This is a genomic window from Desulfofundulus luciae (assembly GCF_030813795.1).
GTDB lineage: Bacteria > Bacillota > Desulfotomaculia > Desulfotomaculales > Desulfovirgulaceae > Desulfofundulus > Desulfofundulus luciae.
The window spans coordinates 1-25,764 of the sequence record NZ_JAUSUX010000023.1; the positions used below are offsets into that span (position 1 = coordinate 1).

Annotated in this window: 27 protein-coding genes; 4 read left to right on the forward strand and 23 right to left on the reverse strand. The window is 52.3% G+C overall.

The genetic code is table 11. The features are described 5' to 3' along the window. Positions 1 to 106 precede the first annotated feature (106 nt). The 4 genes from J2Z49_RS11765 to J2Z49_RS11780 all read left to right on the forward strand — a co-directional run bounded on the left by J2Z49_RS11765 (position 107) and on the right by J2Z49_RS11780 (position 4,138). Complete coding sequence (locus tag J2Z49_RS11765) at positions 107 to 1,171, forward strand: NAD(P)-dependent alcohol dehydrogenase (protein WP_307403156.1); 1,065 nt, start codon at positions 107 to 109, stop codon at positions 1,169 to 1,171. 238 nt (positions 1,172 to 1,409) lie between these two features. Then, the gene (locus tag J2Z49_RS11770; protein ID WP_307403157.1) at positions 1,410 to 2,561 is read left to right on the forward strand and encodes an iron-containing alcohol dehydrogenase; all 1,152 of its coding nucleotides are present in this window, start codon (positions 1,410 to 1,412) and stop codon (positions 2,559 to 2,561) included. Beyond that, positions 2,536 to 3,462, forward strand: coding sequence for a sensor histidine kinase (locus J2Z49_RS11775; protein WP_307403158.1), 927 nt, complete (start codon positions 2,536 to 2,538; stop codon positions 3,460 to 3,462). Before J2Z49_RS11770 ends, J2Z49_RS11775 begins: the two co-directional genes overlap by 26 nt. A gap of 7 nt (positions 3,463 to 3,469) precedes the next feature. Further along, positions 3,470 to 4,138: a response regulator gene (locus J2Z49_RS11780; protein WP_307403159.1), complete on the forward strand. Its 669-nt coding sequence runs from the start codon at positions 3,470 to 3,472 to the stop codon at positions 4,136 to 4,138. A gap of 32 nt (positions 4,139 to 4,170) precedes the next feature. Here the strand turns inward: J2Z49_RS11780 and J2Z49_RS11785 are convergent, their stop codons facing one another. From J2Z49_RS11785 to J2Z49_RS11895, 23 genes are all read right to left on the reverse strand, one after another. Then, positions 4,171 to 4,296: a hypothetical protein gene (locus J2Z49_RS11785; RefSeq protein ID WP_307403160.1), complete on the reverse strand. Its 126-nt coding sequence runs from the start codon at positions 4,294 to 4,296 to the stop codon at positions 4,171 to 4,173. After that, entirely contained in the window at positions 4,293 to 4,442 is a 150-nt protein-coding gene (locus J2Z49_RS11790) for a hypothetical protein (protein ID WP_307403161.1), read from the reverse strand. The genes J2Z49_RS11785 and J2Z49_RS11790 overlap by 4 nt, the downstream gene beginning before the upstream one ends. 51 nt (positions 4,443 to 4,493) lie before the next feature. Then, positions 4,494 to 5,324, reverse strand: a complete 831-nt coding sequence (locus J2Z49_RS11795) for a methyl-accepting chemotaxis protein (RefSeq protein WP_307403162.1) — start codon at positions 5,322 to 5,324, stop codon at positions 4,494 to 4,496. A 169-nt stretch (positions 5,325 to 5,493) separates the two neighbouring features. After that, positions 5,494 to 7,416: an aldehyde ferredoxin oxidoreductase N-terminal domain-containing protein gene (locus tag J2Z49_RS11800; RefSeq protein WP_307403163.1), complete on the reverse strand. Its 1,923-nt coding sequence runs from the start codon at positions 7,414 to 7,416 to the stop codon at positions 5,494 to 5,496. A 65-nt stretch (positions 7,417 to 7,481) separates the two neighbouring features. Beyond that, positions 7,482 to 8,867, reverse strand: a complete 1,386-nt coding sequence (locus J2Z49_RS11805) for a B12-binding domain-containing radical SAM protein (protein ID WP_307403164.1) — start codon at positions 8,865 to 8,867, stop codon at positions 7,482 to 7,484. A 220-nt stretch (positions 8,868 to 9,087) separates the two neighbouring features. Beyond that, a complete protein-coding gene (locus J2Z49_RS11810) occupies positions 9,088 to 9,315 on the reverse strand; it encodes a hypothetical protein (RefSeq protein WP_259498432.1) in 228 nt (75 codons plus the stop codon). 26 nt (positions 9,316 to 9,341) lie between these two features. Beyond that, on the reverse strand, positions 9,342 to 10,781 hold the full coding sequence (locus J2Z49_RS11815) for a sodium:solute symporter family protein (protein WP_307403165.1): 1,440 nt from the start codon (positions 10,779 to 10,781) through the stop codon (positions 9,342 to 9,344). 139 nt (positions 10,782 to 10,920) lie between these two features. Further along, positions 10,921 to 11,451: a carboxymuconolactone decarboxylase family protein gene (locus tag J2Z49_RS11820; protein ID WP_307403166.1), complete on the reverse strand. Its 531-nt coding sequence runs from the start codon at positions 11,449 to 11,451 to the stop codon at positions 10,921 to 10,923. A gap of 20 nt (positions 11,452 to 11,471) precedes the next feature. Then, a complete protein-coding gene (locus tag J2Z49_RS11825; RefSeq protein WP_307403167.1) occupies positions 11,472 to 13,310 on the reverse strand; it encodes a hydantoinase B/oxoprolinase family protein in 1,839 nt (612 codons plus the stop codon). Between the two features lie 13 nt (positions 13,311 to 13,323). After that, entirely contained in the window at positions 13,324 to 15,399 is a 2,076-nt protein-coding gene (locus J2Z49_RS11830) for a hydantoinase/oxoprolinase family protein (RefSeq protein ID WP_307403196.1), read from the reverse strand. Between the two features lie 246 nt (positions 15,400 to 15,645). Beyond that, on the reverse strand, positions 15,646 to 16,440 hold the full coding sequence (locus tag J2Z49_RS11835; protein WP_307403168.1) for an alpha/beta fold hydrolase: 795 nt from the start codon (positions 16,438 to 16,440) through the stop codon (positions 15,646 to 15,648). A 110-nt stretch (positions 16,441 to 16,550) separates the two neighbouring features. Next, complete coding sequence (locus J2Z49_RS11840) at positions 16,551 to 17,993, reverse strand: 4-hydroxyphenylacetate 3-hydroxylase N-terminal domain-containing protein (protein ID WP_307403169.1); 1,443 nt, start codon at positions 17,991 to 17,993, stop codon at positions 16,551 to 16,553. Positions 17,994 to 18,091: 98 nt separating this feature from the next. Continuing rightward, entirely contained in the window at positions 18,092 to 18,586 is a 495-nt protein-coding gene (locus J2Z49_RS11845) for an AmiS/UreI family transporter (protein WP_307403170.1), read from the reverse strand. 210 nt (positions 18,587 to 18,796) lie between these two features. Beyond that, positions 18,797 to 18,961 carry a hypothetical protein gene (locus J2Z49_RS11850; RefSeq protein ID WP_307403171.1) on the reverse strand — a complete coding sequence of 55 codons (165 nt, stop codon included), beginning with the start codon at positions 18,959 to 18,961 and terminating at the stop codon, positions 18,797 to 18,799. A gap of 12 nt (positions 18,962 to 18,973) precedes the next feature. Beyond that, positions 18,974 to 19,453, reverse strand: coding sequence for a hypothetical protein (locus J2Z49_RS11855; protein ID WP_307403172.1), 480 nt, complete (start codon positions 19,451 to 19,453; stop codon positions 18,974 to 18,976). A gap of 180 nt (positions 19,454 to 19,633) precedes the next feature. Further along, positions 19,634 to 19,948 carry a CC/Se motif family (seleno)protein gene (locus J2Z49_RS11860; protein ID WP_307403173.1) on the reverse strand — a complete coding sequence of 105 codons (315 nt, stop codon included), beginning with the start codon at positions 19,946 to 19,948 and terminating at the stop codon, positions 19,634 to 19,636. Next, positions 19,945 to 20,850, reverse strand: a complete 906-nt coding sequence (locus J2Z49_RS11865) for an alpha/beta fold hydrolase (RefSeq protein ID WP_307403174.1) — start codon at positions 20,848 to 20,850, stop codon at positions 19,945 to 19,947. Before J2Z49_RS11865 ends, J2Z49_RS11860 begins: the two co-directional genes overlap by 4 nt. Positions 20,851 to 20,868: 18 nt before the next feature. Beyond that, on the reverse strand, positions 20,869 to 21,495 hold the full coding sequence (locus J2Z49_RS11870; protein ID WP_307403175.1) for an MBL fold metallo-hydrolase: 627 nt from the start codon (positions 21,493 to 21,495) through the stop codon (positions 20,869 to 20,871). Between the two features lie 24 nt (positions 21,496 to 21,519). Continuing rightward, positions 21,520 to 21,732 (reverse strand): hypothetical protein, encoded by a 213-nt coding sequence (locus J2Z49_RS11875; protein ID WP_307403176.1) that lies wholly within the window; start codon positions 21,730 to 21,732, stop codon positions 21,520 to 21,522. After that, entirely contained in the window at positions 21,729 to 23,009 is a 1,281-nt protein-coding gene (locus tag J2Z49_RS11880) for a hypothetical protein (RefSeq protein WP_307403177.1), read from the reverse strand. Before J2Z49_RS11880 ends, J2Z49_RS11875 begins: the two co-directional genes overlap by 4 nt. Before the next feature lie 165 nt (positions 23,010 to 23,174). Continuing rightward, entirely contained in the window at positions 23,175 to 24,824 is a 1,650-nt protein-coding gene (locus tag J2Z49_RS11885; RefSeq protein ID WP_307403178.1) for an ATP-dependent acyl-CoA ligase, read from the reverse strand. A 37-nt stretch (positions 24,825 to 24,861) separates the two neighbouring features. Beyond that, entirely contained in the window at positions 24,862 to 25,308 is a 447-nt protein-coding gene (locus tag J2Z49_RS11890; protein WP_307403179.1) for a MaoC/PaaZ C-terminal domain-containing protein, read from the reverse strand. A gap of 36 nt (positions 25,309 to 25,344) precedes the next feature. Continuing rightward, positions 25,345 to 25,761 (reverse strand): Zn-ribbon domain-containing OB-fold protein, encoded by a 417-nt coding sequence (locus tag J2Z49_RS11895; RefSeq protein ID WP_307403180.1) that lies wholly within the window; start codon positions 25,759 to 25,761, stop codon positions 25,345 to 25,347. Positions 25,762 to 25,764: the final 3 nt, after the last annotated feature.

Below are 25,764 nucleotides of genomic sequence, written 5' to 3' on the forward strand. Positions count from 1 at the left end.
CCTTCCAGTATGGCAGAAAAAGTTGGTAATGGAAAGTCTAGCTGACTCGATTTTCATTCGTGGGTTGTGATAAAAATTATCATGGAAGTTTAGGGAGGTTTTAAGCATGGCTAAAACCATGAAGGCATTTGTAATGCACGGCATTGGCAGGGTGGGACTCATAGAAAAGCCAGTTCCCCAAGATCCCGGGCCAAACGATGCCATTATAAAAACCACTGCGGCACTCATTTGCACCTCCGACGTGCATACAGTCCACGGAGCTATTGGGGAACGGAAAGATCTCACCCTCGGCCATGAGGCAGTAGGAATTATTTACAAACTGGGGAAAGCTGTTAAAGGGTTGAAAGAAGGCGACCGGGTAGTGGTCAACGCCATTACTCCGTGCTACAGGTGCGAAAATTGCCAGAGAGGGTACACATCCCAGTGCACCCAGATGCTGGGCGGCTGGAGATTCGCCAACACCAAAGATGGAAGCATGGCCGAGTATTTCCACGTTAATGATGCTGAAGCGAACCTGGTACCCATCCCGGATTCTGTGTCTGATGAAGCGGCCCTGTACACCACCGATATGATGTCTACCGGTTTTATGGGGGCAGAGCACGCCAACATTCCCCTGGGTGGAACAGTGGCAATATTCGGTCAGGGGCCGGTAGGTTTAATGGCCACGGCTGGAAGCCGGTTGCTGGGAGCCGGCCTCATCATTGCAGTGGAAACAGTACCCAAACGGCAGGAATTGGCCAGACATTTCGGAGCCGATGTGGTGGTGGACTTTGCCAAAGTAGACCCCGTGGAAGAAATTCTGCGGCTCACCGACGGCCAGGGAGTGGACTCGGCCATTGAAGCCCTTGGGGCACAGGAAACCTTTGAGAATTGCATCAAAGTAACCAGGCCGGGCGGCACCATCTCCAATATCGGGTATCACGGGGAAGGAGATTATATTAAAATCCCCCGCCTGGCCTGGGGAGTGGGCATGAGCGACAAGACCATTCGCACCGGCCTCTGCCCGGGCGGCAAGGAAAGGATGAAGAGGCTCCTGCGCCTCATAGAAACGGGCAGGATAGATCCCACGCCCTTAACCACCCACCGCTTTAAATTCGAAGAGGTGGAAAAGGCTTTCCATCTGATGGCCACAAAAGAAGACGGTATAATCAAGCCTTTGATCCTGTTCTAAGCCAGGGTCCAACATCAAAAAAACCATGACCGGACTTCAAGCCACCCTTCCTCCTGCGGAGGAATGAGGTGGTTTTTTTGTGCTTTTGGAGTACCGCTGGCACTATTTTTCCAACAACTAAGGATATGCTTCTAACAATTTAGCTTGAGTAGCACATCCATATTTTTATTTGATGTACGGTTAAATTGACCGGCCAAAAGCGGCCAAAGTGTGTGTTTTACCGGGAGAGGACGTTAGCATGCAGCTTGCTTACCAGTTCAAAATACCGGAAATTATTTTCGGAAGGGGCTCCATCCGGCAGGTGGGTATTTGTGCCCGGCGAATGGGAGCGGAAAAGGTGTTTCTGGTAACCGACCCCGGCATCATAAAAGCAGGGTGGGTAGACGCCGCCTTGCTATTTTTGAAAAGCGAAGGAATAAAATACGAGGTGTGGCAGGGAGTCACTCCCAATCCCAGGGACTACGAGGTAGAGGGAGCCACCTGCGCTTACAAGGAGTCCAAGTGTGATGTCATCATGGCCATTGGAGGGGGCAGCCCGATTGACTTAGCCAAAGCAGTGGCCGTGATGGCCACTCACCCCGGAACCATTCATGATTACGAAGGAGTGGATAAGATCACCAATCCTCTTCCCCCCATGATCATGGTTCCCACCACTGCCGGTTCAGGAGCAGACATAACTCGCTTTGCCGTGATTTTAGATACCAGAAAAAGAAAAAAAATGATCCTGGTAAGCAATACCTTAATCCCCGACATATCCATCACCGATCCCTTACTTTTAACCACGAAAGACCCGGAACTAACTGCCAATACGGGTATGGATGCTTTAGCCCATGCCATTGAAGCGTATGTTTCCACCGCAGCCAGCTTTTTAACTGATTCTTACGCTTTAACGGCCATCCGCTTGATAGCCACCCACTTAAGAAAATCAGTATCCAGTAAAACCAATCTCCAGGCCAAGGACGCCATGGCTAAAGCCAGCCTTCTGGCAGCCGTGGCCTGTTCAAATGCATTAATTGGTGCGGTGCATGCCATTGCCCATCAAGTGGGAGGAATGTTTGACCTTCCGCACGGCAGGGTAAACGCCATGCTTCTTCCCCACGTTATGGAATATAACCTACCGGCGTGCATGGAAAGACTTGGAGTCATTTCTCATATCCTGGGACTGCCCGTCCAAAACCGGAGCCTCCGCGAAAAGGCCCGTTATACCATTGAAGAGATCAGGAATCTAGCAAGGGAAGTGGGAATAGATGATAAACTATCCAATTATCATCTGTCACTTCAAGATCTGGAATCAATGGCTCAGAACGCACTTCAAGATGCCTGTATAATTACCAACCCGCGAGATATAGGAGGTGAGGAAATTTGTGAAATCCTCCGGCACGTTATTTGAAGAAACAACAAAGACCATGACGGGTAACACCAACAGGATAAATAAGATAAGTCAGTCTCTTAATGTGCTTGAGACGTTGAAGGAATTGGGGCAATTTTACCAGCACCCTCTCTTTTCCAAAAGTACCACCTTAGAGAAGCTAAGTGGTATTAAGACCACAAGCAAGACACATTATAGTGAGTTTAAACGCACCATTACTTTTTTATCAGAAAAACATAAACAGCAAAGTGCAATATTAATCAAATTACATGATTTATTAGAACAAACACGACAAGAAATTCTTCTTCGCGAAAGAACCAGGATAGCCTCTGATTTGCATGATTCTGTCCTGCAAATACTTTTTGTGATAATGCTTTATATCGATCAATGCCTTGAAGAACTCCCTTCTTTTTCACCAACGCTTAGAAAACTCATTCTCCTGAAAAAGCTTGTTGATAATACAGCCAGGGAAGTCCGCAATGTGGTTTATCAACTATCATCCAGTAAACAAAAATGCAGCCTGACAAAAAAACTGGAAAACCTGGTTCAGTATCTTAACGCCACAGGGTTGGTAACGATACGATTAAACGTTCCTGCTTCCGAGCCGGAAATGCCGGAATTTATGAGCAAAAACATATACCACATAGTACAAGAAGCCTTGTTCAACGTGCTAAAGCATTCAATGGCCCGAGAAGCGAAGGTAAACATACTCTTCAAAGAAAAAGAAATTGAGCTATCGGTTGTTGACGCAGGAATAGGTATTTGCCCGGATATTTTTCACAAGCCCCACGATGAAGAAATGAAGTTTGGTCTCAAAAACATGATCTGGAGGATAAAATGCCTTAAGGGTTCCTTTGAGATCAAAAAACCCGAAACGGGGGGTACGGAAATACGTGCCGTGATCCCATTCCAGGGAGGGTAAAAAATAGATGCAGGCAATTTCCCTTATCATTGTGGATGATCATGAAATAATAAGGGAAGGCCTTAAAGCAGCCTTCCAAAAGGACCCGGATTTTCAAATTGCAGGGGAAGCCGCATGCGGCAGAGAACTACTGCAACTCCTTAAAACCACGACGGCCGATGTGGTCCTTTTGGACGACCGCCTGCCCGGGGAAAGCGGGATTGACCTGTGCGCACGCCTGACGAGACAATATCCAACCTTGAAAGTGATTATCCTTACCGCCTATGGAGAGCAGCGGGACTCTATCGTCAAGGCCGCTATGGTTGGTGCCAGGGGCTTCCTCCTGAAAAACGTACCCCTCCCGGAACTGAGACACGCCATAAAGTCAGTGGCTAAGGGAGAAGTAGTCATAGATCCCCAGGTAGCCATGCATCTTATCGCCAGCCTCAAAGAAATGCCGCCTGCCAAAGCCACCCCGACAAATCTCCTTACTCCACAACAGGAAGCCATCGCCAGACTCGTGGCCCAGGGTTTTACAAACCGGGAAATAGCCCAGCAGCTTTACTTGAGCACGAATACGGTTAAATTTCATGTTCAAAATCTCCTGCGCAAGCTGGAAGTGCGCAACCGGGTGGCTCTCGTCAACAAGCTCCAGGAAGTATCCGGTAGTTTTTCAAAAAAACAATATAGTCCTTAAATATTAGGATATCCCCTTAACCACCGCACCCCCTATCGCCCGAAAAACAGCCTGGGCGCGGTTACAAAATGCCTGAAACCGGCATCATAAATAGCCAGTCCCTTAACCTTGATTTCGGAAAGGCCATCGAGCAACTGCCGCGCAGCTTCGCTGGTCATAACTTTTTTCCATTCCTCAAAGCTTCACGGTCGTCCCCCAATTGGCGAGCAGGGTAAATGGTTATCTTAATGCGGCCCTGGCTTTTCTCCTCTACCAGTCTGGCAAACCTATCGGCAGCCAGGTGCATGGGGTGGGTCGGCTCCATAAAGACACAAGATGCAATACCCGCCCGTCTTTGCCTGGTAAGGGCCAGCTTTCAGAAATCATATTCCGTCGCCATTTTCCTCATTTTTCCGATCATTTTTTCCAGTTCGGCTATTAAAGCTGAAATCTCTTCACTTTCGGCAGCCTGTTCCTGGGAAGAAGCCACCATTTCCTCGATCATTCTGGTGATGTCCAGAATGTTTTTTTTAATGTTTTCCAGCATTCCGGCGCTGTCCTTAACCGAGGAGCGGGTCTTGGCAGCCATTTTTCTGATTTCATCGGCCACCACGCTAAACCCCCTCCCCTGTTCACCTGCCCGGGCCGCCTCAATAGCCGCATTTAATCCCAACAGGTGGGTCTGCTCGGCCACCTCCTGAATAAGGGACAGCACACTATCCAGGTTTTGGATGTTCTCCCGGACGGACTGGGCATTTTGGGCCAGCTTCACATTGTTATTGGCAATTTGCTGGGCACTGGCAGCCATCTCCGCAGCACTGGAACTGAGACCGCCGCAATAGCTCTCCAGTTCAGCGGCCATCTTTTTCAGCTCTTCTTGCTTTATGGTGGGGATACTTATGGCTATACAGCCGACCACCTCGCCACGTTCATTTTTAATGGGCGAGGCTATGGCTAAAAAAGGCACCCCGTATTTTTCTTCGGGAATTAACACCACGCTTCTCTGACCGGTTCTAATTACCCTGTCCGAAGCACTCCCTTCCCGGAATTTTTTCCCTACACCCAGGCCAAGCTTCACCACCCCTTCAAAATAAAAAAGATACTTTTCCCGGTCGGCCACGGCAAGGGTTACATTTTTGCCAAGAGCTTCCAAAAAATACTTTGCTGCTGCAACCACCGTATCTAAAATGGATCCGCTATCCTCCACGCTTTTTCCCCCCCCAAAGCTGCCTTATGAGCGCCTGCACAGTACCCCCCGGGCGGCAGTTACCTTCCTGGCTTAACAAAAAAATACCACGACTATAATGTTGTTGAGTTGAAATTTTCCCGAATCCACCCAAAAATCTCTTGAACGGTTAGTTCTTTCTCTTAAACGGTTATAATGATTCAGCCGCCCTTCCCAGGCCCAAACCGGCCAGCGTTTCTGGAGTAGGACAGCCGGTGAGAGGATCCCATCCCCTCTCCTGATAGTAGTCGTCCAGCAAAGCCTGCAGCTCTTGAGGCTCCAGCCTTCGTTGACGGTAATAGTCTTCCAGGTATTCTTTTCCGTCTGGAGTATTCTTTTCCGTGAGCCATATTTTCGGAAAAGAGTCATCGTCCCGGTGGAACCCCTCCCTCACGTTCAGGACCTTTAACAAATTGAAAACCCGCTCCCCTGCTCGCTTCAGTTCCCCGGCAGTGGTTTGCAACCCGGTAGCGGCAGAGTAAATCTTGGCTAGATTCTGCAGGTGTAAAAACCCGGGTATGTTGTACATAATACATACGCCCAGGCAATCCATAACCTGACCGGAATCCTGAACATGGCGGGTCAGCCTGCCCACATTTAAATACCGGCCTTTAATGATTCTTTCTATGGCTTCCTTATCCAGGCCCATCTTTTCTAGCGAACTTACGATGACCTCCGGTTCCTGTAAAGGTATGGATGTGGCGGAGTGGGCCAGGCCGTGCATGGCCCCCCGGGGATTGACCACCATGTTAAATCGCGGGGCATCCATTTTTGTAGCCCTGGCATCATAAGTGCAGGCTGCCCCTTTAATCATGCTGAGATGATTAGCGGGATCTTCCCCGAAATACCGGCCCATGGCCACCCATCCTTCGGCCAGGATATTACCAATTCCTTGACGGAAGATCAGGTGGTTAAGGAGCCTTTCGTAAGCAGGTAGCCCTTCCTCCAGTTTCAACGCCTCTACTTCCCCCCTCCTGCTACGTGCTACCTGGGAAAGATAACGGATAATGCCCCTGAATTCTACCACGGACATGCCGGCACAATTGCACAGGTGAAGCAATCTTGCAGCCTGCCGCCAATCCTCAAGATTTAAAGTTTGACCAATGGTGGCCAGATGCAAAAAAGTCCCTGTATGGGTAACCTCCACACCCTCCCCCGTCCCCTCTACGGGAAAGGATGAACGACAGCACAGAATACATCTGGAACATGGGAGGTTTTTTAAAATGGCTGAACGAGCCACCGCCGGCCCGTACAAACAATCCCATTTTTCCACCGGCCAGAGGCCGGGGTTCATGGTTATGCGGTAAATATGCCAGCTGGCATGAAGACCGATCTCCCTGTGGGTTCTGGTAAGGGGGTGAGCTTCTATTTCCTCCCTTATCCTCCTGGTAGCCTCAAGGAGCCTCTTCCGGTCGGCTATCTTTATTTCTCCTTCCCCCCTGACCACTATAGCCTTTAATTTTTTAGAACCCAGAACGGCCCCCAATCCATTTCTGCCCAAAGTAGAGGTCATATCCGTAATGGCAATGGCAAACCTGACCAAATTTTCGCCCGCAGCACCAATGGCAATTACTCCGGCACCGGGATATTTTTTCATTAACTCCCTGGTTGTCTGATAAACATTCGTTTTACCCCAAAGCCCGCTGGCGTCTTCTAACTTTACGCCCCCATTCTCCACCACCAGGTAGGCTGGTCTTTCCGATCTTCCTGTGATTACCATACAGTCAAAACCTGCTTTTTTCAACATGGCGGCAAACCTGCGGCTGCCGCTGCTGGCAGAGCCAATAAAACACTTTCCACTTTCATCCGCTGGATTGGGAAAGCGGACGGTGGCCTGAAACTTCGCTGCCGATGGGACCGGGAGACCCACCAGGGGCCCCACCCCTATAATAACAGGGCTCTCGGGAGCCAGCGGGTCCGACCGGGGATGGATTAAGTCCCTGGCCAGTTGATAATTTAAACCGCTGCCCCCGATATAATCCCGTGTCAGCTGAGGTAAGAGCTTTTCCGACCAGAATTTTTTGCGGCTCAGATCAACAAACAATATTTTGCCGGCATAACCTCCCATAGCCATGTTCAGTCCCCCTTTTCTTTCGACAGAATACCGGGATTACACCGGCGGTAAAAAGCTACCGGCTTCTATTGCAAATACGCTTTCGGTCTTGTGGTTAACGTCGCTCCGTACCAGAGGCGGCGAAGATGTTCCAGCGATAGCTCCCCCCGTAAGAGGCATTTCATCACCCAGCCCGCCGTAGACAACAGGTAAAGGGGCTTGCCATAGGCCCAGCGGTAAAGGCCAGCCAACTCCCGGTAGAACTCCGATAAGGGCAATTTAGTGGGTAAAACTGCATGTAAAAGGTCAAAAAGGTCATAATTTAAAGAAGTTATGCGTTCCTTTACCTGGTCGAAAAGCTCGGTACCGGGTAAGGGGGTGAGAACGCTGAAATAGGGTTGGTTGAGCTTCAGCCGTCTGATATACTCCCGCAACTTTTGAAAGTCCAATTTGGTGAACTGCGGGTCCACAATAAAAGAAGCATATACACCGATCTTCATTTTTTGCAGGAACTTTAAGGCTCGCTCGTTATTCTCCACGTTGTTGCGCTTGTCCACCTGTTCCAAACCTTCCTGGTCTATTTTCTCAAACCCGATAAAGACCTGATTTAAACCAACCTCTTTCCACTGGGCCACGATTTCCGGGTGGGAAACAATGGTATCGCTGCGGGCCTGAATGATGTATCTCCTGGCCGGAAGCCGCTCCCCTTTGATGAGGGCGGCAATTTGGGCTGCCCTGTTTACATCGGCTAAAAAGTTGTCGTCGGTGAACAGTACATCTCCAGGGGGGAGCTGGGCCAATTCTTCTACCACCCGCTCGGGACTCATGGCCCTGAATTTGCCCCTCTGAAAACGCCACACGCTGCAGAAATTACACCGGAAAGGGCAGCCCCGGGAAGTTTCTACGGTTATCAGGGGGCGACGGAAACCGAGAAAATATCGCTCCCGGTAATCTTTGACCAGAGATCGCCTGGGAAAAGGTACTTCATCCAGATTAGCCAGTAAAGGCCGAAAGCCGGTGAAAAACTGGCCCTCGGGACGGTTTAAAACCAGACCCTGTACTCCAGACAGATCTTCCCCACCCTCCAGGGCTGCTAACAACTCCGGGCTAGTAGTTTCCCCTTCACCCACCACCACCGCATCAATTGCCGGATCAAAAAAGTCTTCCGGGCTAAGGGAGGCATGGTGCCCGCCTACAAATACAAACAGTTGCGGGTTAATTTGTTTAAAGGCCCGGGCCAGCTCCACCACCCGGTAGGTATCTACCGTAAAAGAACAGCTTATGCCCACTGCCCGGGGCGCAAATTCTTGTATTACGTTTACCGGTAACCGGCCATCGATCAGGTCAACAATTTTTACCTGGTGGGCAGTCAGGGCTCCTGCTACAATTTCCAGGCCGAGAGGTTCGGCGCGGATCACGCTTTTAAATCCCAGGCCATCCCTGGGCCGGGGCTGCACCAAGAGTACGTGCATAACGGATCCCCTCCATCAACTTCACCGCTCAGATACTTTTTTCTTCGTGCCCGCTCATTTACGTACTCTTTTAGCATGCACCGCAAACAAAAAGGTTAATCAAGCTCCCACCAGTTACGCCCCTTTTTACACCGGTATTTCCCGCCCGGATTGCAGCCAGTTCACAAACCGCTCCACCGGCGGCGGGTCGGTACCTTATGGTCCCGACCCGCATGCGCGTTTAATACTCCTGCACGCCTTCGTTTGCCCCCTTAATTTTGTCTTCACCTTTCTTCGCCAGCCAGGTAAACAGTCCAGCCAGTATCACTGCATAAAAGACCAGGAATACAAATCCCCAATTCAGCAAAGGAATGTGGTAGACCACCCGGCTGGACCAGAAAAGGGGAGAAAAGGCAATTACCACACCTGCCAGCAGTAGCAGGCAGAAAGATACCGCCAGTTTTTCCACTGCCACCCCTCCTTTCCGAGCCAGGGCTATGCCCGTATTTGCTTCACCAGTTGCCTTACCTCGTCGGTTGCCGGTGCCGTCAGCAGGCTGACCACCACCGTAACGACCAGCGATGCCGCCACCCCTACCAGGGCGGCAGTAAACAGGGGCACCAGCCCGCCCAGTTGAAAGACAACAAACGCCACGAAACCACCCACCATACCGGCCAGGGCACCAGCCCGGGTTGTCCTCTCCCACCAGATGCCCAGCCACAGAGGGAAAAAGAAACTGGCGCCAATTCCCCCGGTAATCAGGCCCACTATAACTCCAATCAGGCCCGGTGGTCGCAGGGCGATGATGATGGCCAGAATCCCCGCTACCAGCATGACCACCCGGGCCACCCAAAACACACTTTTTGCTTCGGCGCCGGGCCGGATCAGGCGTTTGTATATATCATGCCCCACCGCTGCCCCGATGGCCAGCAACATGGCATCGGTGGTGGACTGGATGGCAGCCAGAATGGCGGCCACACTCAGCCCCTTAAGGATGGGAGAGAAGTAACGGTCCATGACAGCCAGAGTGATGAAATCCGGATCCTTTAAAGGCGGCAGATGAATCTTGGCTGCCGCCAGGATCATGGTATAGGCAAAAAGGCCCACAAATATATCCATCATGATCACTGCTATAAGCACGGAAACCCTCCCCGCATGGGGATTACGGACGGTATACTGCCGCATCACCACGTGGGGGGAAGCTCCCATAAAAAAGACCATGGAAAGGGCAAAACCCAGCACGGACCAGAAGGACATCTTGGGAGAAAGATAAGCAAAATGGGGATCCGCGGCCACGGCCGACTGCAGGACGTTACCTATACTACCGCCAAATTCGGCCAGGATAAAAGCACCCAGGCCTACGGCAAATAAAAACATCAACAATCCCTGGATAAAATCGGTCCAGGTTATGGCCAGCATGCCACCCAGCACAACGTAAATAACGTAAACAAATCCGATTAAGATAACCCCCTGCCAGTAGGGTAGGCCCAGCAAATATTGCAGTACCAGGCCGCCGCCTTTAAGCTGAGGTATGAGGTAGACGAAGAAGAAAACCACGGTAATCAGGCTGTAAACGATCCTGATGGCCTGCCCACCGTAACGCATCTCAAAGAAGTCGCCGAGGGTGAACCCGCCCAGCCGGCGTAAAGGGCCGGCAAAGGAAATTAGAGCAAAAGCATACCCCACCGCTGCCCCGGCTGCGCAGGCAAGGGACATGGGGAGGCCGTAAACATAACCCACCGCTACAAAACCCATGAAGGTGGCGGCACTGCCAATTGCCGAAAAGATGGCCACCCCGTTTACCAGTGCCCCCACTGAACGCTCGGCCACCCAAAAAGAAGCTTCGCTGCGGGTACTGGCCCACCTGAACCACCAGCCAATTAAAAGCATGGTCAAAAAGTACAGGATTACCACACCAAGTTCTACGCCGTGCATTTTTTCACCCCGCTTTCAGCTTGTTGTAATAAACGTCGTCCCGGTTATTTAAACTTGCACCTGCTATCCACCTCCTTTGTTACGAACGGGTTCCGATGATCAGGCCGGGATAAGACTTATCCCGGCCCAACCAGCCCGGCTAGTAATCTTCCAGGTCCAGCTTCATGGCTTCGTTAAAGCGGTTGATCATGCTGTAAAGGCAAATTAGGCAGGTGATCTCCACTATCTGGGAGTCGGAGTAAAACTGTTGCATGCGGGCAAAGAGCTCGTCGGACACCCCGTTGGCATCCCGGCTCAGCTTTTCGGTGTACTCCAGGGCTACCTTTTCTGCCTCGGTGAGGAGGGGGGAGTCCAGGTGGTCTACGGCTGCAATCTCCTCATCCGTCATCTCCATCTTGCGCATGATCTGGACGTGGGCATGGCTGCAGTAAACCGAGCCGTTAACTCTGGAAGCTTTTAAAATAATCTTTTCCTTTAGCCTGGCATCCACCTCATCGGGAGCCTGTACCGCAGCCACAAAAGGTCCGATGGTACGCAATATTTCCGGTTTATAGGCCATTATTTTGTAGATATTGGTTACCTTCCCCCGTTTTGCAATCATGCGCTGGTAAGCTTCCTTTATGCGGGGATCCTTTGCCTCTTCCTCCTCGATGTATTTCAGCCTGGCCATATAATTCCCCTCTTTCCTGCCTACAGGACTTGCTCTTGAGCCTTCATTTTCTGGCGTAGCTTTTCAGTAGCCTTATAGTCTATCTCAAAGGTTGCCGGATTTATTACCACCCCGTAAACATTGCGGGCCGTTTCCAGAGTGATGTACTCATCAATGACGTCTTCCCTCACCAGCCACGGCTCCCTCTCCAGAGGAGAACCATAGCCGCCGCCACCGGTCATAGCCCAGTATATGGTCTGATCCGGGGTTATTTTTTCTCCCTGAAATTTTGAGGGCAGAATTTTAATGGTTTTCCCCGTCCGGGCATCCCGCAACTCAGCCCTGGCCGGGTGGCCTCCACGACCGCCAAACACACCATGCACGGGGGTATAAAACTTGGTGCACAGGGAAGTGCATTCCACCACCGTTCCCACGGGACTCACCTCGTACTCCACCCCCATGCCCCCCCGGCGCCGGCCCGCTCCACTCCCGGGAAAGTTCTCATCCTTACAAATGCGCCGGTAGCGATATAAAAGCGGCCAGTATTGCTCTTCGATTTCGATATTGGGCATGGTGACATTGGAACATTTCTGACAGGCGGTGGGCCAGCCGTCTAAAGTTTTCCTGCCACCGCCACCGCCGCCGCCGGCACTCTGCAGCAGCGCAATAAAGGGTTTACCGGTGCGCGGATCCGTGCCAAACATGAACTGGAAGCCCCAGGCTCCCGCCCAGACCCCGGATCCCAGGTCGGGGTTGGCCAGGCTCAGGCAGTACCATACCAGGTTGTGCACCAGGTGTCCCGTTTCGGTGCTGCACGCCCCAATAGCCGCCCCAGGATTACAGTTGAGCAGGCTGCCCCGCTCGGTAATGAGATCCATGGGCACCATGGAGCCGTAACACTTGGGGCAATCGGGCAGCATGGCCATTAGAGCCGAATAGGAGTGGGCAACCACATTCCCCCACCGGGAGTTGATGAATCCCTTTGCCTGGGGATCGGTGCCGCTGAAATCAAAGGTAAGGCGATCTCCCCTGACGATCATGGCACATTTTACCCGGTAGCTCTTATCGGTCTGTCCGTCCCCGTCTACAAAATCTTCTCCCTCATATACCCCATCGGGCATAGCCGCAATCAGGCTCCTTACCTTTGCTTCAGCATAGTGGTGCAGGGCAATATAGATATCTTTGAGGGTTTTGACCCCGTAGCGGGCCGCCAGTTCCTGTAACCGCATGGCACCTACTTTTACCCCGTGCACCTGGGCCATGAGATCGCCCCGCTGGGGTTCGGGCATCCGTACATTGGTCAGGAAAATATTCAGGATATCTTCCCGCAATTTGCCCCCTTCAAAAAGTTTGGTGGTGGGCGGAAAACGAACTCCTTCCTGGTAAAGTTCGGTAGCCCTGGGCGAAATGCTGGTGGGAGCAATTCCCCCCATGTCCAGGTGGTGCACCACACATCCTGCAAAGCCGATTAGCTCCCCCTGGAAATAAACCGGGTGGAAAAGGGATAAGTCCGGAGTATGCCCCCCGCCGTACAGGGCATCGTTGCTCATGAAGATATCGCCTTCATGGATGTTTTCCCAACCCACCGTATCAATTAATGCTTCCAGGTGGTACTGCATGGCTCCCTGGTGGCCGGGCAGAAATTCCCCCATGCCCACCATGTGACCTTCGTGGTCAAAAACGGCACAGGAAAAATCCTTGGTTTCGGCAAAGATGGGGGTGTGGGCCGTGCTGTGCACTGCCGCTCCCATTTCGTTGGCAATGGCAAATAACCGGTTTTTAACTATCTCCAGCAGTACCGGATCCACCTCGGGCACCGTTTCATGGGAAAGGGTACAGTAATACCTTTCCTTATTGCCTTCCAGGCGTTCCACAGGCATTTCTTTTCCCCCCTTAAACTGGAGTTATAATGGCGTTTAGAAATTCATCCCACTGGCACCGCTGACCGGGCCTGATAACCAGGGTGGTATCAGGGTACTCCACCACAGCCGGTCCTTCAATGGTGCAACCGGCAGGAATCTTCTCACCCCGGTATACGGGTGTTTCCACAAATCCCCCCGCTTCACTGAAATACACCTGCCGCAAATCATTCCTGAGGGCAACACCATCAACTTCCACAATATCCCTGCGGGACAAAACGGGATGGGGCACCAGGCCCACTCCTTCCACCCTGAAAGTTACCACCTGCAGGGGAAGGTCCTCGCTGAAGCCGTACCTGGCCCGGTAAATATCTGCATAGGCCCGCTTCAGGGCCGGTAAATGTTCCTCCCGGAGACGTGTTTCGGGCAGAGGTACATTCAGTTCGTGAAGCTGGCCCATAAAGCTCATGTCCGCCGAGGCCCGGATGATTATCTTTTCCTCCGTAATGCCTTCCCGGATCAGGGTAGCCCGAGCTCTTTCCTCCATCTCCGCCAGCAGGTCATTGGCCTGATCCAGGTCCATCTGGTCCAGCAGGGCCCGGAAAGTGCGGGAATAGGTATGTCTTAAGTTGGTGGTCAGCAACCCGAAGGAGGAAAAGGTGGCCGCATTAGCCGGTATTATCAGCCTGGTGGCTCCTATTTCCCGCATTATAGAAGCAGCGTGGGTGGGACCGGCTCCTCCGTAGGCCATTAAAACCACATCCCGGGGATCGATTCCCTTCTGTACCGTCAAAAGGCGCACGGCATCGATCATATTGGCTTCTACCACCCGCACAATTCCATCGGCTGCTCGAATCTCATCCACTCCCAGGGGCCCGGCTATTTTGGTACCAATGGCCTCCCGGGCCCTGTCCACATCCAGTTCCATGCGGCCGCCCAGGAAATAGTGCGGATTGATGAACCCCAAAAGCACGTCGGCATCAGTTACCGTAGGCTCCTCCCCACCGCGCCCGAAGCAGGCCGGGCCAGGCACCGAGCCCGCGCTATGGGGACCCACCCGCAACACCCCCTGGGCATCCACCCAGGCTATGGTTCCGCCCCCGGCCCCAATGGAACGGATGTCTATGCGTTCACCCATCAAGGGGTAAGATGCCACCTCGCTTATGGTACAGGTTAAAGGCTCTCCATCCCGGATCAGGCCCACATCAAAGCTGGTTCCTCCCATATCCATGGCCAGAATATCGCGGAGCCCGAGCAAAGCCCCCATGTACCGGGCAGCCATCACTCCACCCGCCGGACCGGAAAAAATGGTATTGACCGGGCGTAGAGCGGCTTCTTCCAGCCCGGAAACTCCCCCGTTGGACTGCATGATATGTACGGGAGAAGCATATCCCCGGCTACGCAGCTGGTCATCCACCTGGGCAAGGTGGGATGACACTGTTTTGCCCACGTAGGCGTTAAAGACAGTGGTGCTCATGCGCTCGTACTCCCGGATTTCCGGTGCCACATCCACGGAAGCGGAAACAAACACCTGGGGAAATTCTTCTTTAACTATCCGGGCCACCAACCGTTCGTGATGCGGGTTGGCGTAAGAGTGGAGAAAACAGATGGCTACTGCTTCCATGCTCCCCCTGCTGGAACGCTGGCCTAACAGTTTGCGGATTTTCTCCCGGACCTCCTCCACATTCAGGGGAGTAACCACCTGGCCCCGGGCATCCACCCGTTCGTTAATTTCCACCGTATGGGCCCGGCGCACAAAGGGCGCCGGGTAGGGCTCCTGGCAATCCCAAATGCTCTTCCGTACACCCCGGCGAAGAAAGAGGGTATCCCGGAAACCGGACGTAACCAAACAACCCACCCGTTCCTCATTGGCCCGCTGGACAATGGTGTTGGTGGCTATGGTGGTGCTGTAAATGATTCTGCCTGTACCGCCCAGCAATTTTTCCACCGTCAGCCCCAGCAACCCGGCCGCACCGTCCACTCCCTGGATCAAACCGTCACAACACAGGTAGGTGGTAGGTATCTTATAACTTACTGTTCTACCTTCCGGCCCCATCACCACTATGTCACAAAAAGTCCCGCCGGTATCAATACCCACGGTATAATCCATAATCAATTGGATCCTCCTTTCCTGCACCACCTGAACAAAAACCGGGCGCCGGTACAATAATTGAACACTTTTTCATTAAATATTAGCCCCCCCGTAACACGCCGGGTGTTCCGCCTGGTGAACGGTGAAAAAACAATGGTTACCGGATGGATCATCAACTCAAATGGTAAAGAAAAAATCCGGCTTACTGGTTCGGGAACGGATCCCGGACCATACCGGATTCACCGGGGAGGTCCCATGTATCTCTTAAAAAGAGCATTCCCGGAAGAAGTCTTTGATGCGCGGTATCAGCTCGGAGCCCCGCTCAATGGTAAGCAGGTGGCCGGCACCGGCATACTCCAGGTACTGTGCCCGCGGCAAACGGGAAGCCACCTGCCGCCCGTGTTCCACGGGAACAACCATATCCAGGGCACCGTGGCACACCAGCACGGGCACGTGCACCTGTGTCAAAAGCTCCAGGGTATCGTGGGTTTTCACGGCTCCCACCTGGGCACGGTATCCAGCCACAGGCCGGTTCATAGCCGAAACCCTTTCCAGATAGGGTTCCACAAAGTCGGGATTCCGGTTGATGAACTCCGGGCTGGCTGCCCAGAACAGGAGCATCCGGGCATAATCCCGGGGGCTCAAGACGGCTTGCAGGTCCGCCCATAACTGCAACAACCCGGCAATAAACCGGTCGGTTTTCGCCCAGGTGCCCAACAGAACCGCCCCCCGGACCCGCTGCGGGTGCCGGATCATTACCTGCTGGGCAACGGCACTTCCCAGCGAAATGCCCACCAGAAAAGCCTTTTCCATACCCAGGGCCTCCAGCAAACCCGCCACATCGTCCCCCATCTGAGCCGTGGAGTAAGGCCCCTCCGGAACGGAAGTCTGGCCCATGCCCCGGTTGTCAAATAAAAGGCAGGTGTAACCATCGAAGTGGGAAACCAGGGGCAACCAGGTGGTGTGATCGGTCCCCGTACCGCTGATAAAAACCACCGGGAAACCGCTGCCAAACAGATGGTAATTGATCTCAATCTCCCCTACCTTCACTTTGGGCATTTTTTATCACCTTCTTAACCGGTATCCTTTCTATATAAAAAATCATAACACCCCGGTAAAAATTCAGGGATTTATTTGCCCAGCGGCAAAAAAATTACCTCCAGAGGTTATTATTTTCTATCAATGGCACGCAATGCCCTTTCCCGCACCCCTTGCAGATTGTAGTCGGCCAAAACCCTTTCCCGCAAAGTTTGGGACGTAGCACCGCCGCTGATGCACATGCCGTGGTACCATCCGGCAAATGGCGAAGCCACCAGGTCCTCCACCAGCTTGATGGCCTTCACCCTGTCCACCACCGCCACATCATCCCGGGTACATAAATATTTTTCCAGGTAAGGACCGGTTACCGGGTGAAAATAATCTTTCTCCGAGCCCAGGGTAGTGACCACTCCCCCACCCGCTTCCTGGAGAAAATAACGTTCCTCACCAAGCTTCATGGCAGCAAAAACTTTTCCTGCATTGCCGTAAATGCGTCTGGGAATGTACACTCCAGACTCATGGGTATGGCCATCCACGGCAGCCGCCAGAGCTGCCGCGTAAACCAGTTCAGCACTTAAAATCATATCAGTCAGGTAGCCCCTTATATGGGGAGCCTGAGCCGTGCCATTGTAATCGGTAATCAGAGACAGAGCCCCAATGGCCGTATCCATGCTGGCTGCCCGACAGGCACACTTGTGCCAGGTGTGAAAGGAATTAAAAACCGAGAGCATTAAACCGCTGAATTCCACCTCGCCGCACAGGAAAACATTCTCCCAGGGCACGAACACATGGTCAAAGACTATAAAGGTTTCCAGTTGACCAAAGCGAGAACTGACGGGATTTTCCAGTTCCCGGCGTTCTCCGGGAGAAGGGGGTTCCTTGCAAATAAAAGTAATCCCCGGGGCATCCACCGGCGTAAAAAAGGCTACTGCAAATTCCTTTTCGTCGGCCATCATGGGGCGGCAGGGAAAGACACAAAGCATATTGGTATAGGGAGCCGCCGTGCTGTGAGCTTTAGCTCCCTTGACCACAATGCCGTCTGCCCTCTTTTCCACCACATGCAAGTACATGTCCGGATCCGGCTGCTCCGCCGGCCGGTACCGCCGGTCGCCCTTGGGATCCACAATGGCCCCGCCGATGACCAGGTCCTCCTCCTGTGCCCGCCGGACAATATTCTGTACCATCTGGTGGTAATCCGTATTGTAACGGCGGTCGATTTCAAAGCTGGTCACCCAGGCTGCATTTAAACAATCACTGGTCAGGCAGCGATAATGACAGGCACAAAGCTTCTCCCCCAGCCGGCGCATAAGCCGGGTTTTAACCAGGGCGTCTTTTTCATCTTTTTGAATGTGGGTCCACCGGGTAATGGGTTCTCCCGTGAGAGGGGAAAACAGGTTTGAAAGGTCGGCAAACAGGGGATCATGGGCTGCTTCATAGGTTATGCTCACAGAATTGAGGCCGGGTAAAAAACGACCATGGGTGCAGATATCTTCGACTTCCTCCCCGGCCAGAAAAACCCGGGGCTTCTGACGCTTCAGGCTGGCCAGGTATTCCTGCCTGGTGCGAATAGCCATTTTCACCCTCACCTTTCATAGAGTTTTGCCACGGGCAAAAAAACAATCTGGTTTCCCGATCCCCCACAGGGGATCGGGAAACCAGAAAATTCTGAATTCTACCATTTGCCAACGAGCATCAGGTAACCGGGGATCCAGACAAAAACCACGCCTACAATGATGGTGATCCAGGCTGTAAAGGTGCCGATCTGTTTTTTGAGTGAGGTTAAAAGCCAGAAAAGGAACCACAGGAAAGCATAAACCAGCCACATAACCCCAAATCGAATGTCATTGACCGAAAAGGCAAGACTAGAATTTGGCAGGCAGGTTATGGCAACAAAGAGGCAGTACCAACCAAAGCCGTTGAGATCTACCCCGCTTAAGATACTGATTCCCAGGTATAAATACGTAAAAGTAAAGAGCATGATTGCTGCGGGTAAGAAATAATCGGTGGGGGCTTTGGCGGAAGCCATGAGAATAAAGTTGATTACCATAGTCAGACCGCCTGTCAAAAGGTTCATTATTCCGGCAGATTTGGCTTCTACCTTGCCTAAAAGGAAAATGCCATTAACCACCAGAACGGCCCCAATGAATAACAGCGCAATGCCCAGCATGGTTTCACCTCCTTCCTAAAGAACTTTGAAATGTACCCTCCAAAAAACCCTTTTCTGGAAACACCACCTCTCTCCTTAAAATATTTCGTGTGGTGCAACAATATTTCAATGTAACGCACTTCACCGGGCGGCATGCGCCCTCTCCTCTTAAGTAGACCCTATCGCCCATCCGGAAACAATAACCATGGGTCTCCAGACCTGTCTCTCGCTTCAACCGCACCCCGCTGAACTATTCCGACGCTTTTCAACTTCTTTTAACACCACCAGCCGGAAGTTGGAATAGCCAGTCCCGCCTTCTTCCCGGGTGATCCCCGCCACCACCGGCCCCGATAATTCATTCCAGGTGAAAAGACCCCGTTGCCACACCGTGGCCACCCGGTGGGGAGCTCAGGTATGCCAGCACCTGGCACCAAAGGAAATACCAATACCCAGCAGGGCCAGCTCTCGTTCCGTAAGGCCTTTCCGGCCATTACAACGGTCGGTCAAGGAAACACCCTCAACCTGCCGGGCCAGATCAATTAGCTCCCCCGGATCTTTACCCTCCCAGTCCTCGCCGGGGTGAAACTCCTTCAGCAAGGGAACCAGGTTGCGGCGACCAATTTCGCCCCGGATTAAAACCACCTCCGCAAAAAGGCGCCACAATTCAGCCACCGAACACAAACCATCCAGCTCTTCCAGGCGTTCCCGCACCACCAACCACTCGCCCTGGCCAACGGCCACCCCCAGCCGCAGGCACAGCATCTCCCTTCTGGTCAGACCCTCCTTCCCGCCAAGCAAATCCTCCTCGGAAACAAAAGGCCCTTCCGTGGCCAACCGGATTCCTTCCTGCTGGCGGGTATAATAGCTTTCCGGAACAACGCCAGCCATGTACTTCCCCCTTCCTATCCCAGTTGAGCCGATAAATCCAGTTTTAATTTTAAACCTTAACCGCGGGCTGGTGATTACTATTAACCCAATTGTTGTAAACCCGCTACCACCGGTTGGAAAATGCCTTTAAGTGGTGCATCAAAAAGAAAAAACCCGGCGTCTGCGGGTTAAATTCATGAACTACTTTCCACATAATCCATTTTCTGCTAGGTGGTGCAGTCCCCTTACTTCCAGGTACATACCTTGCTCGCCCTGCGCCAGGGCAATCTCTACCTCGCCCGGCCCCGGGGCGGCCGTTTTATCTACAAAGACCTGTATCCCGCCCACCTCAAAGACACGATAATGCTCAGGGTTATCGGGAAAACCCAAAACCGGTTGGGACAAGAAAAGAGGACAACAACAACCACCCAATCCTTCCAGCTCCACCGTAACCGCCCGGTAGCCCCGGGAAAGGATATACTCCCGGGCACTGGGGGACATCTTAATTACCCTCACATTATCACCCTTTTCCCCCTGAGACCGGCAGCACTATCCGCTAAAAACCGCCGTATAAATTGTGCGCTTAATCCGGCTTTGCCCAGGACAATGGAAATGTGATGGGTATGGGGTACCTCCAACAAAATGCCCCGGGGTAACCGGCGCACCATATCCCTGGCCATTTCGGGGCTCAGGATGTAATCTTTGGGGTAGCGAAAACCGCGGGTAGCCCGCACCACCAGGGTTTCCTGGCGAATTTTAGGCAAAAGGTCGTTTAAGCTCAAGTGAGTCAAGCTGGCTATATCTTCGTACACGGCCACTTGAGGAGTTTTGGGCACCACCCATCCCCTGGCCTTTACCTCCACGTCATGGCGCAGGTAATGTTCGTAGTATTCATTCCACGGATGGTAGTGGGGAATTTTCTTCATTGCTTCCCAATATTGGTCTAGAGAATGGTAGCACAGGCCAAGGCGGTTTATGGAGTGGGCAATCTGCTCCCGGAAATGGGGTGGATAATCCATACCCCCTTCGATTAAAATTACTTTTTCCACAAAAGGCGCTTCATAATGGGTGAGATAATAAACAATAATAGCGGCCCCGAAGGAATGGCCGACCAGGTGCACTGCCGGTAGATCCAGCCAGGTCAGGAATTCATGCAGGTCCGCAGCATGACACCTGATACCGTAACCACAACTGGACTCGGGCTTGTCGCTGTCGCCCCGACCCCGGAGATCGTAGCTGTAAACGGTGCGGTCTTTGGTCAACTCCTCCGCCAGGGCACAAAAGTAGCGGCAGTTGGAGGTCAAACCATGAACACAAACGACCGGGACCCCCTCCATCGGCCCTTCCCAGATCAGATAATAGAGTTTAACGCGTTTGCTGGTGATAAAAAAGCCGCTCTTCTCCCGTTCCACACACACGGGACATCCCCCCAATGTTTACAGTTCGGAAAGGAACGGGTTGGTCTTCCTTTCCACCTCCAGAACACTCGCTGGACCGTGTCCCGGGTACAGCTTCAAATCCCCGGGCAGCACCAGTATTTTTTCTCTGATCGAACTCATCATCTGCTGATAAGACCCTCCAGGGAAATCGGTTCTCCCTACCGAACCGGCAAAAACGGTATCCCCGCAAAATAAAACTCCTGGGCCCAGAAGGCAGATGCTACCGGGGCTGTGACCGGGAGTGTGAATTACCCGCAACCTCCCCTCGCCCACCGCAATCTCATCTCCTTCTTTAACAGTCAGGTCGGCGTCTTTAAGGACAGTGGGATAACTGAGAACGGAAAGGTTAAAAAAGGGATCCTGATAACAACGGCGATCCAGTTCATGGATTGCCACGGGTGCTCCTGTTTTTTCCCGCAGCCAGTCATTTCCACCAGTGTGGTCGATGTGGCCGTGGGTATTAATTATTTGCTTGATCTGTAACCCCAGTTCTTCTATCCGCCTTAATAACTGCTCGCTTCTGTCGCCGGGATCTATAACCACGGCTTCTCCCGGGGCAGAAGAATAAACCAGGTAGCAGTTAGTAGCAGTATAGCGGACCACAAAGGTTTCTACTTTAAACATTCCAGCCTCTCCCATCTTCAATCATCACGATTTCTTAAAGCCCAGCAAGATAGCCAGCAGCCCTCCCAGTAAGCGCGGACGCAAACACAGGCGGATCAGGGTGATAATCTCATCCCGGCTTATATATCCCTCGGCATCCCAGATGCCCATCCTTCCTTTAAGTATTAAATGGGCTTCCTTGACTTCCAGGCCACTTAAGGAGAAAACCAGTTCTCCGCCGGGAGAAAGGATTTTCACGAGCCATCCTCCTTGGCGGCGTGCCACAGTTCCATGTGCCTGGCGTGTAAGTCAGTATATGCGCCGGGAGGATAGTGGCGGTCGTAAAAATCGCAATCCAGATGATGGGCCTGAAAGGCAAAGCGGGCATACATGGGGTCCATGACTGCCGGAAAACGACCGTAGGTATTATAAATATAATTGGCAATGTCCTTGACAATTTGAATTTCCCGCTCGCTGGGGGGCGGTACGGCTGCCTGGATTTTCTCCGGTTGGCGATAGGGCAAATATTTGGGGTCCTTCCACCGGCTCCACTTCATTTCCACAAAGGCATCCACCGCCTCATCCATGCTCCGGTAGTAAGGCGGGCAGAAGGCCTCAAAAACCCCATCACGCCCTACCGGCAAAGGCTGGATGTGTTTTTCCGACATGACGAAACGAAAGCCCAATCCCCGGTAAAAGGGTGTGCCTCCTAATAGAAAGACACCACTGAAGCCGCTAAAGAGGAATCCTCCTAAACCCATGGTCTGAGCGGCCAGGAAAAAATTCTGGCAAATCATGGCCTGCTCTCCTATATAGCCATTGGCAAAGCGAATTTCCGAGTCAATTAAAGGCATGCGCATCTCTTCCCGGATGTATCCTTCTTTAATCCATCGCTCCGTCCCTGCCGGACGGTTGTTATGCCATTCATCCACAAAATTATAGCGGTGACTGGGGCGGACATAAAAGAAGAGCAGATCCAGAACCCCGGCGGTTAAATCGGTGATGGGGAAAAAAACCGTGGTGCCGGGCTTGTTGACGTTCCAGAGATTATGGCTGGCCATTCCCGGTGGCTTATCCGGAATCTGTGCCCGCCCATCTTCCAGCCGTACCCGTGCCCGGCGAAAAAGCTCGAGGATGGCTTCCCAGCACTCCCCGGGTTCCCTGGCCTCCAGCCCGGCAAAGTCTTCGGGCAAAATATCGTGAAGCTTAACCATAAAGGTGCCCTCATCGTTGGTATAAAATATTTCCGTCCGGTGCAGGTCTCCCAGGCTGGGGTTGGCACGGCTGGTAAACTGCACCTCCAGATCTAATCCCAGGTGAGGAGGAATATCCGAAATATTCTTGCTTTTAATCCCAGTACCCATCCACACCAAAAAGGCCTCTTCTTCTTCAGAAAGTGGTACCGGAACCTTTTCGGATTTATATGCCAGCGGTCCCTGATCAATCTCCATGCCCAGCCCGAAGCGGCGAGAACGGCGGGATAATATGGCCCGCACCAGAGGGTAGGAAAAGGCGGTTTTCAAGCCTTCGTTCATTACCCACGAGCACCTCCCGTTCAAGAATATTTTAACTCTGCTTTTTAGAAAAACAAAGAGAAAAATATCATTTAAGTTGCCAGAAAATCCATAAAGAGCCTGATTCGCATCAGAGTGCCAACAAGAGAATCTGGGGACGGGTTAAAATACCCGTCCCTGCCTGTGCTAGCGCTTGATCTTGTAACCGGCCTTTTCCCGGTCCCAGGTCTGGGGCGTAATGCCTGCTTCCCGCAGTAAGTGCTTCTTAACCTTTTCGGTGGGCGTTTTGGGTAATTCGGGCACAAACTCCACATAGCGAGGAATCATGAAGTAAGGCATCCTGTCTTCACACCACTTCATTAGTTCCTCGGGTGTCAACTGTGCTCCGGGCTTCAACACAATTACGATTTTGATCTCGTCTTCCGCCACCGCCCCTTCTCCTGCCGGGATACCAATGGCAGCCGATTCGCTTACCGCCGGATGGCTGTTAACCACCTTTTCCACTTCGAAGGAACTGATGTTCTCTGCCCTCCGGCGGATATAATCTTTCTTCCGGTCCACAAAGTAGAAATACCCGTCCTCATCCATGCGACCGGCATCTCCGGTATGGAACCAGAGATTGCGGAAATCACTCACGGTCTTTTCGGGCATACGGTAATACTCGGTAACCATCAACCAGGGCAACTGGTTGCGGACCACAATTTCCCCCGTGGTATTGGGTGGCACTTCCCGGTCGTGTTCATCCACCACCTTAACCTCGTATCCCGGGGCCGCCTTTCCGATGGAACCAACACGGGGCGCCTCCACAGGCATATAGGTAACCATACCGGTCTCCGTCAGGCCGTAACCCTCTGTAAACTTGATGCCGAAACGCTTTTCAAATTCATGATAAATATCCCTGGGCGCCGGGGCGGCCATGATGAGACGCACCGGGTTGTCGGCATCCCGCTCTGTGGGAGGCTGGTTGTAGAGAAAATAGCTCATGGCCCCCAGCAAGTTAAATATGGTGGCCCCGCTTTCCCGGCACCAATTCCATAACTGGGTGGCGCTAAAGCGCTCGTAGATAGCCACCCGGGCGTCGGCCAGCATGGCCGGGTATACGCAGAGAACCTGGGCGTTGGCATGGAAAAGGGGCAGGCTGGTAAACAAAACATCTTCCGACGTAACCCCGCAAACATCTACATAGTTACGGGCCGACCAGTAGGCAGCGGCATGGGAACGAAAGACGCCCTTGGAACGCCCGGTAGTACCGGAAGTAAACATGATCCGCTCGGGATCGCTAAAGGCCACCTCTATACCCAGGTTTTCGCCGCTTTCATTGTAGGCTTCGTCAAAAGCCAGTAATGGCTTGGTGTTAATACCGGGATTTTCCAGGGGGCGATCGCCTTTAAGGACCAGGATGTACTTTAGCTTGGGCAGTTCATTTTGAATAAGCATCACCCGATCCAGGAATTCCGGCGCGGTAATTAAAACTACCGAATCAGAAAAATCGATGGCATACTGGAGAAATTCCCCTTTATAGGCGGTGTTTACCGGCACCTGAACAGCGCCTATTTTATGAATGCCAAACCAGGAAAAGATGTAGTGTTCGCTATTGGGAAGCAAAATAGCCACCTTTTCGCCTTTGGAAACTCCCAGCTTCTGCAAATATCTACCCACCTGGTTGGCCCGCCTGTTGGTTTCAGCATAGCTGTAGAAACGCTTGTTTAATATGTTCAAGAAGATCTTCTCGCCGTTTTTCTCCGCTTTTTTCTCCAGGATTTTGGGCAAAACCCAGTTTACCATGTCGGCTTCCAGCTTTTTTAGTTCCTCTGGAGTCAAGGGTTTGACCGGCATTTCCTCTTACCTCCTTTAAGGGTTCGCTACCCCCCGCCTATCCCTGCTTTTTCTGAACCATCATGTTCCACTTGCCCTGTTGGACAACCTCGCCGTTCTGGTTGATTACTTCAATGTCAAAGGTAACAATTCCCCGGTCGGGCCTGGTTTCTTTTTTGCCAGCCACCTTCCGGCGCACTTTGATGGTATCGCCAAATTTGACAGGCTTGACAAACCGCCAGTCTTCCAGTCCCAGAAACGCCATGGTGGCCAGGCGGGGCATGGTAAACCACAGTCCCGTGGCAATGGAGGTCACGCACATGCCGTGGGCTACCCTTTCCCCGAAGATGGTTTTTTTGGCAAACTCGGCATCCATGTGCAGGGCATTGAAGTCCCCGGACAATCCTGCAAAATTTACCACATCGGCTTCGGTTATGGTACGGCCGGCGCTTTCCGCCTCATCTCCCATGTTCAGGTCTTCAAAAAAAAGCCTTTCACTGGCCATTGAGCAAACCCACCTTTCCGCAAGTTAATTAATAAACTAAGCCGGAACAAATTTGGGCAGGTAAATATCCTCGCTCAGTTGTTCAAAGGTTACCTTTACCTTCATACCAATTTTGACCTCGTTGGGATCGCACCCGATCACATTGCTCATTATGCGCACCCCTTCTTCCAGGTCAATAAGGGCCACTACATAGGGCGGTTTGAAACCAGGAGTGGGACCCCGGTGGTGAATGGAAAAGGTATATACCTCGCCGCGCCCGCTGGATTCCACCCAGGAAAGGGATTGGGACATGCAATGGGGGCATAAAGCCCGCGGGTAAAAGATATACTCGCCGCAATCATTGCATTTTTGTAGCAACAGCTTCCCCTCTTTACACCCCTCCCAGAATTTTTCTGTCTCGGGCCTTTTCTGTGGTACGGGTACTTTGGACTTTTCACCGGACTTTTCACTCATAAC

Coding starts and splice junctions, on each gene's coding strand:
- J2Z49_RS11885 (WP_307403178.1), bottom strand. CDS start 24,824: ATGCCGGTCAAACCCTTGACTCCAGAGGAACTAAAAAAGCTGGAAGCC.
- J2Z49_RS11890 (WP_307403179.1), bottom strand. CDS start 25,308: ATGGCCAGTGAAAGGCTTTTTTTTGAAGACCTGAACATGGGAGATGAG.
- J2Z49_RS11805 (WP_307403164.1), bottom strand. CDS start 8,867: ATGCACGTACTCTTGGTGCAGCCCCGGCCCAGGGATGGCCTGGGATTT.
- J2Z49_RS11765 (WP_307403156.1), top strand. CDS start 107: ATGGCTAAAACCATGAAGGCATTTGTAATGCACGGCATTGGCAGGGTG.
- J2Z49_RS11835 (WP_307403168.1), bottom strand. CDS start 16,440: ATGCCCAAAGTGAAGGTAGGGGAGATTGAGATCAATTACCATCTGTTT.
- J2Z49_RS11840 (WP_307403169.1), bottom strand. CDS start 17,993: ATGGCTATTCGCACCAGGCAGGAATACCTGGCCAGCCTGAAGCGTCAG.
- J2Z49_RS11815 (WP_307403165.1), bottom strand. CDS start 10,781: ATGCACGGCGTAGAACTTGGTGTGGTAATCCTGTACTTTTTGACCATG.
- J2Z49_RS11780 (WP_307403159.1), top strand. CDS start 3,470: ATGCAGGCAATTTCCCTTATCATTGTGGATGATCATGAAATAATAAGG.
- J2Z49_RS11830 (WP_307403196.1), bottom strand. CDS start 15,399: ATGGATTATACCGTGGGTATTGATACCGGCGGGACTTTTTGTGACATA.
- J2Z49_RS11870 (WP_307403175.1), bottom strand. CDS start 21,495: ATGTTTAAAGTAGAAACCTTTGTGGTCCGCTATACTGCTACTAACTGC.
- J2Z49_RS11790 (WP_307403161.1), bottom strand. CDS start 4,442: ATGGAGCCGACCCACCCCATGCACCTGGCTGCCGATAGGTTTGCCAGA.
- J2Z49_RS11855 (WP_307403172.1), bottom strand. CDS start 19,453: ATGGCTGGCGTTGTTCCGGAAAGCTATTATACCCGCCAGCAGGAAGGA.
- J2Z49_RS11785 (WP_307403160.1), bottom strand. CDS start 4,296: ATGACCAGCGAAGCTGCGCGGCAGTTGCTCGATGGCCTTTCCGAAATC.
- J2Z49_RS11825 (WP_307403167.1), bottom strand. CDS start 13,310: ATGCCTGTGGAACGCCTGGAAGGCAATAAGGAAAGGTATTACTGTACC.
- J2Z49_RS11895 (WP_307403180.1), bottom strand. CDS start 25,761: ATGAGTGAAAAGTCCGGTGAAAAGTCCAAAGTACCCGTACCACAGAAA.
- J2Z49_RS11845 (WP_307403170.1), bottom strand. CDS start 18,586: ATGCTGGGCATTGCGCTGTTATTCATTGGGGCCGTTCTGGTGGTTAAT.
- J2Z49_RS11880 (WP_307403177.1), bottom strand. CDS start 23,009: ATGAACGAAGGCTTGAAAACCGCCTTTTCCTACCCTCTGGTGCGGGCC.
- J2Z49_RS11770 (WP_307403157.1), top strand. CDS start 1,410: ATGCAGCTTGCTTACCAGTTCAAAATACCGGAAATTATTTTCGGAAGG.
- J2Z49_RS11820 (WP_307403166.1), bottom strand. CDS start 11,451: ATGGCCAGGCTGAAATACATCGAGGAGGAAGAGGCAAAGGATCCCCGC.
- J2Z49_RS11800 (WP_307403163.1), bottom strand. CDS start 7,416: ATGGCTATGGGAGGTTATGCCGGCAAAATATTGTTTGTTGATCTGAGC.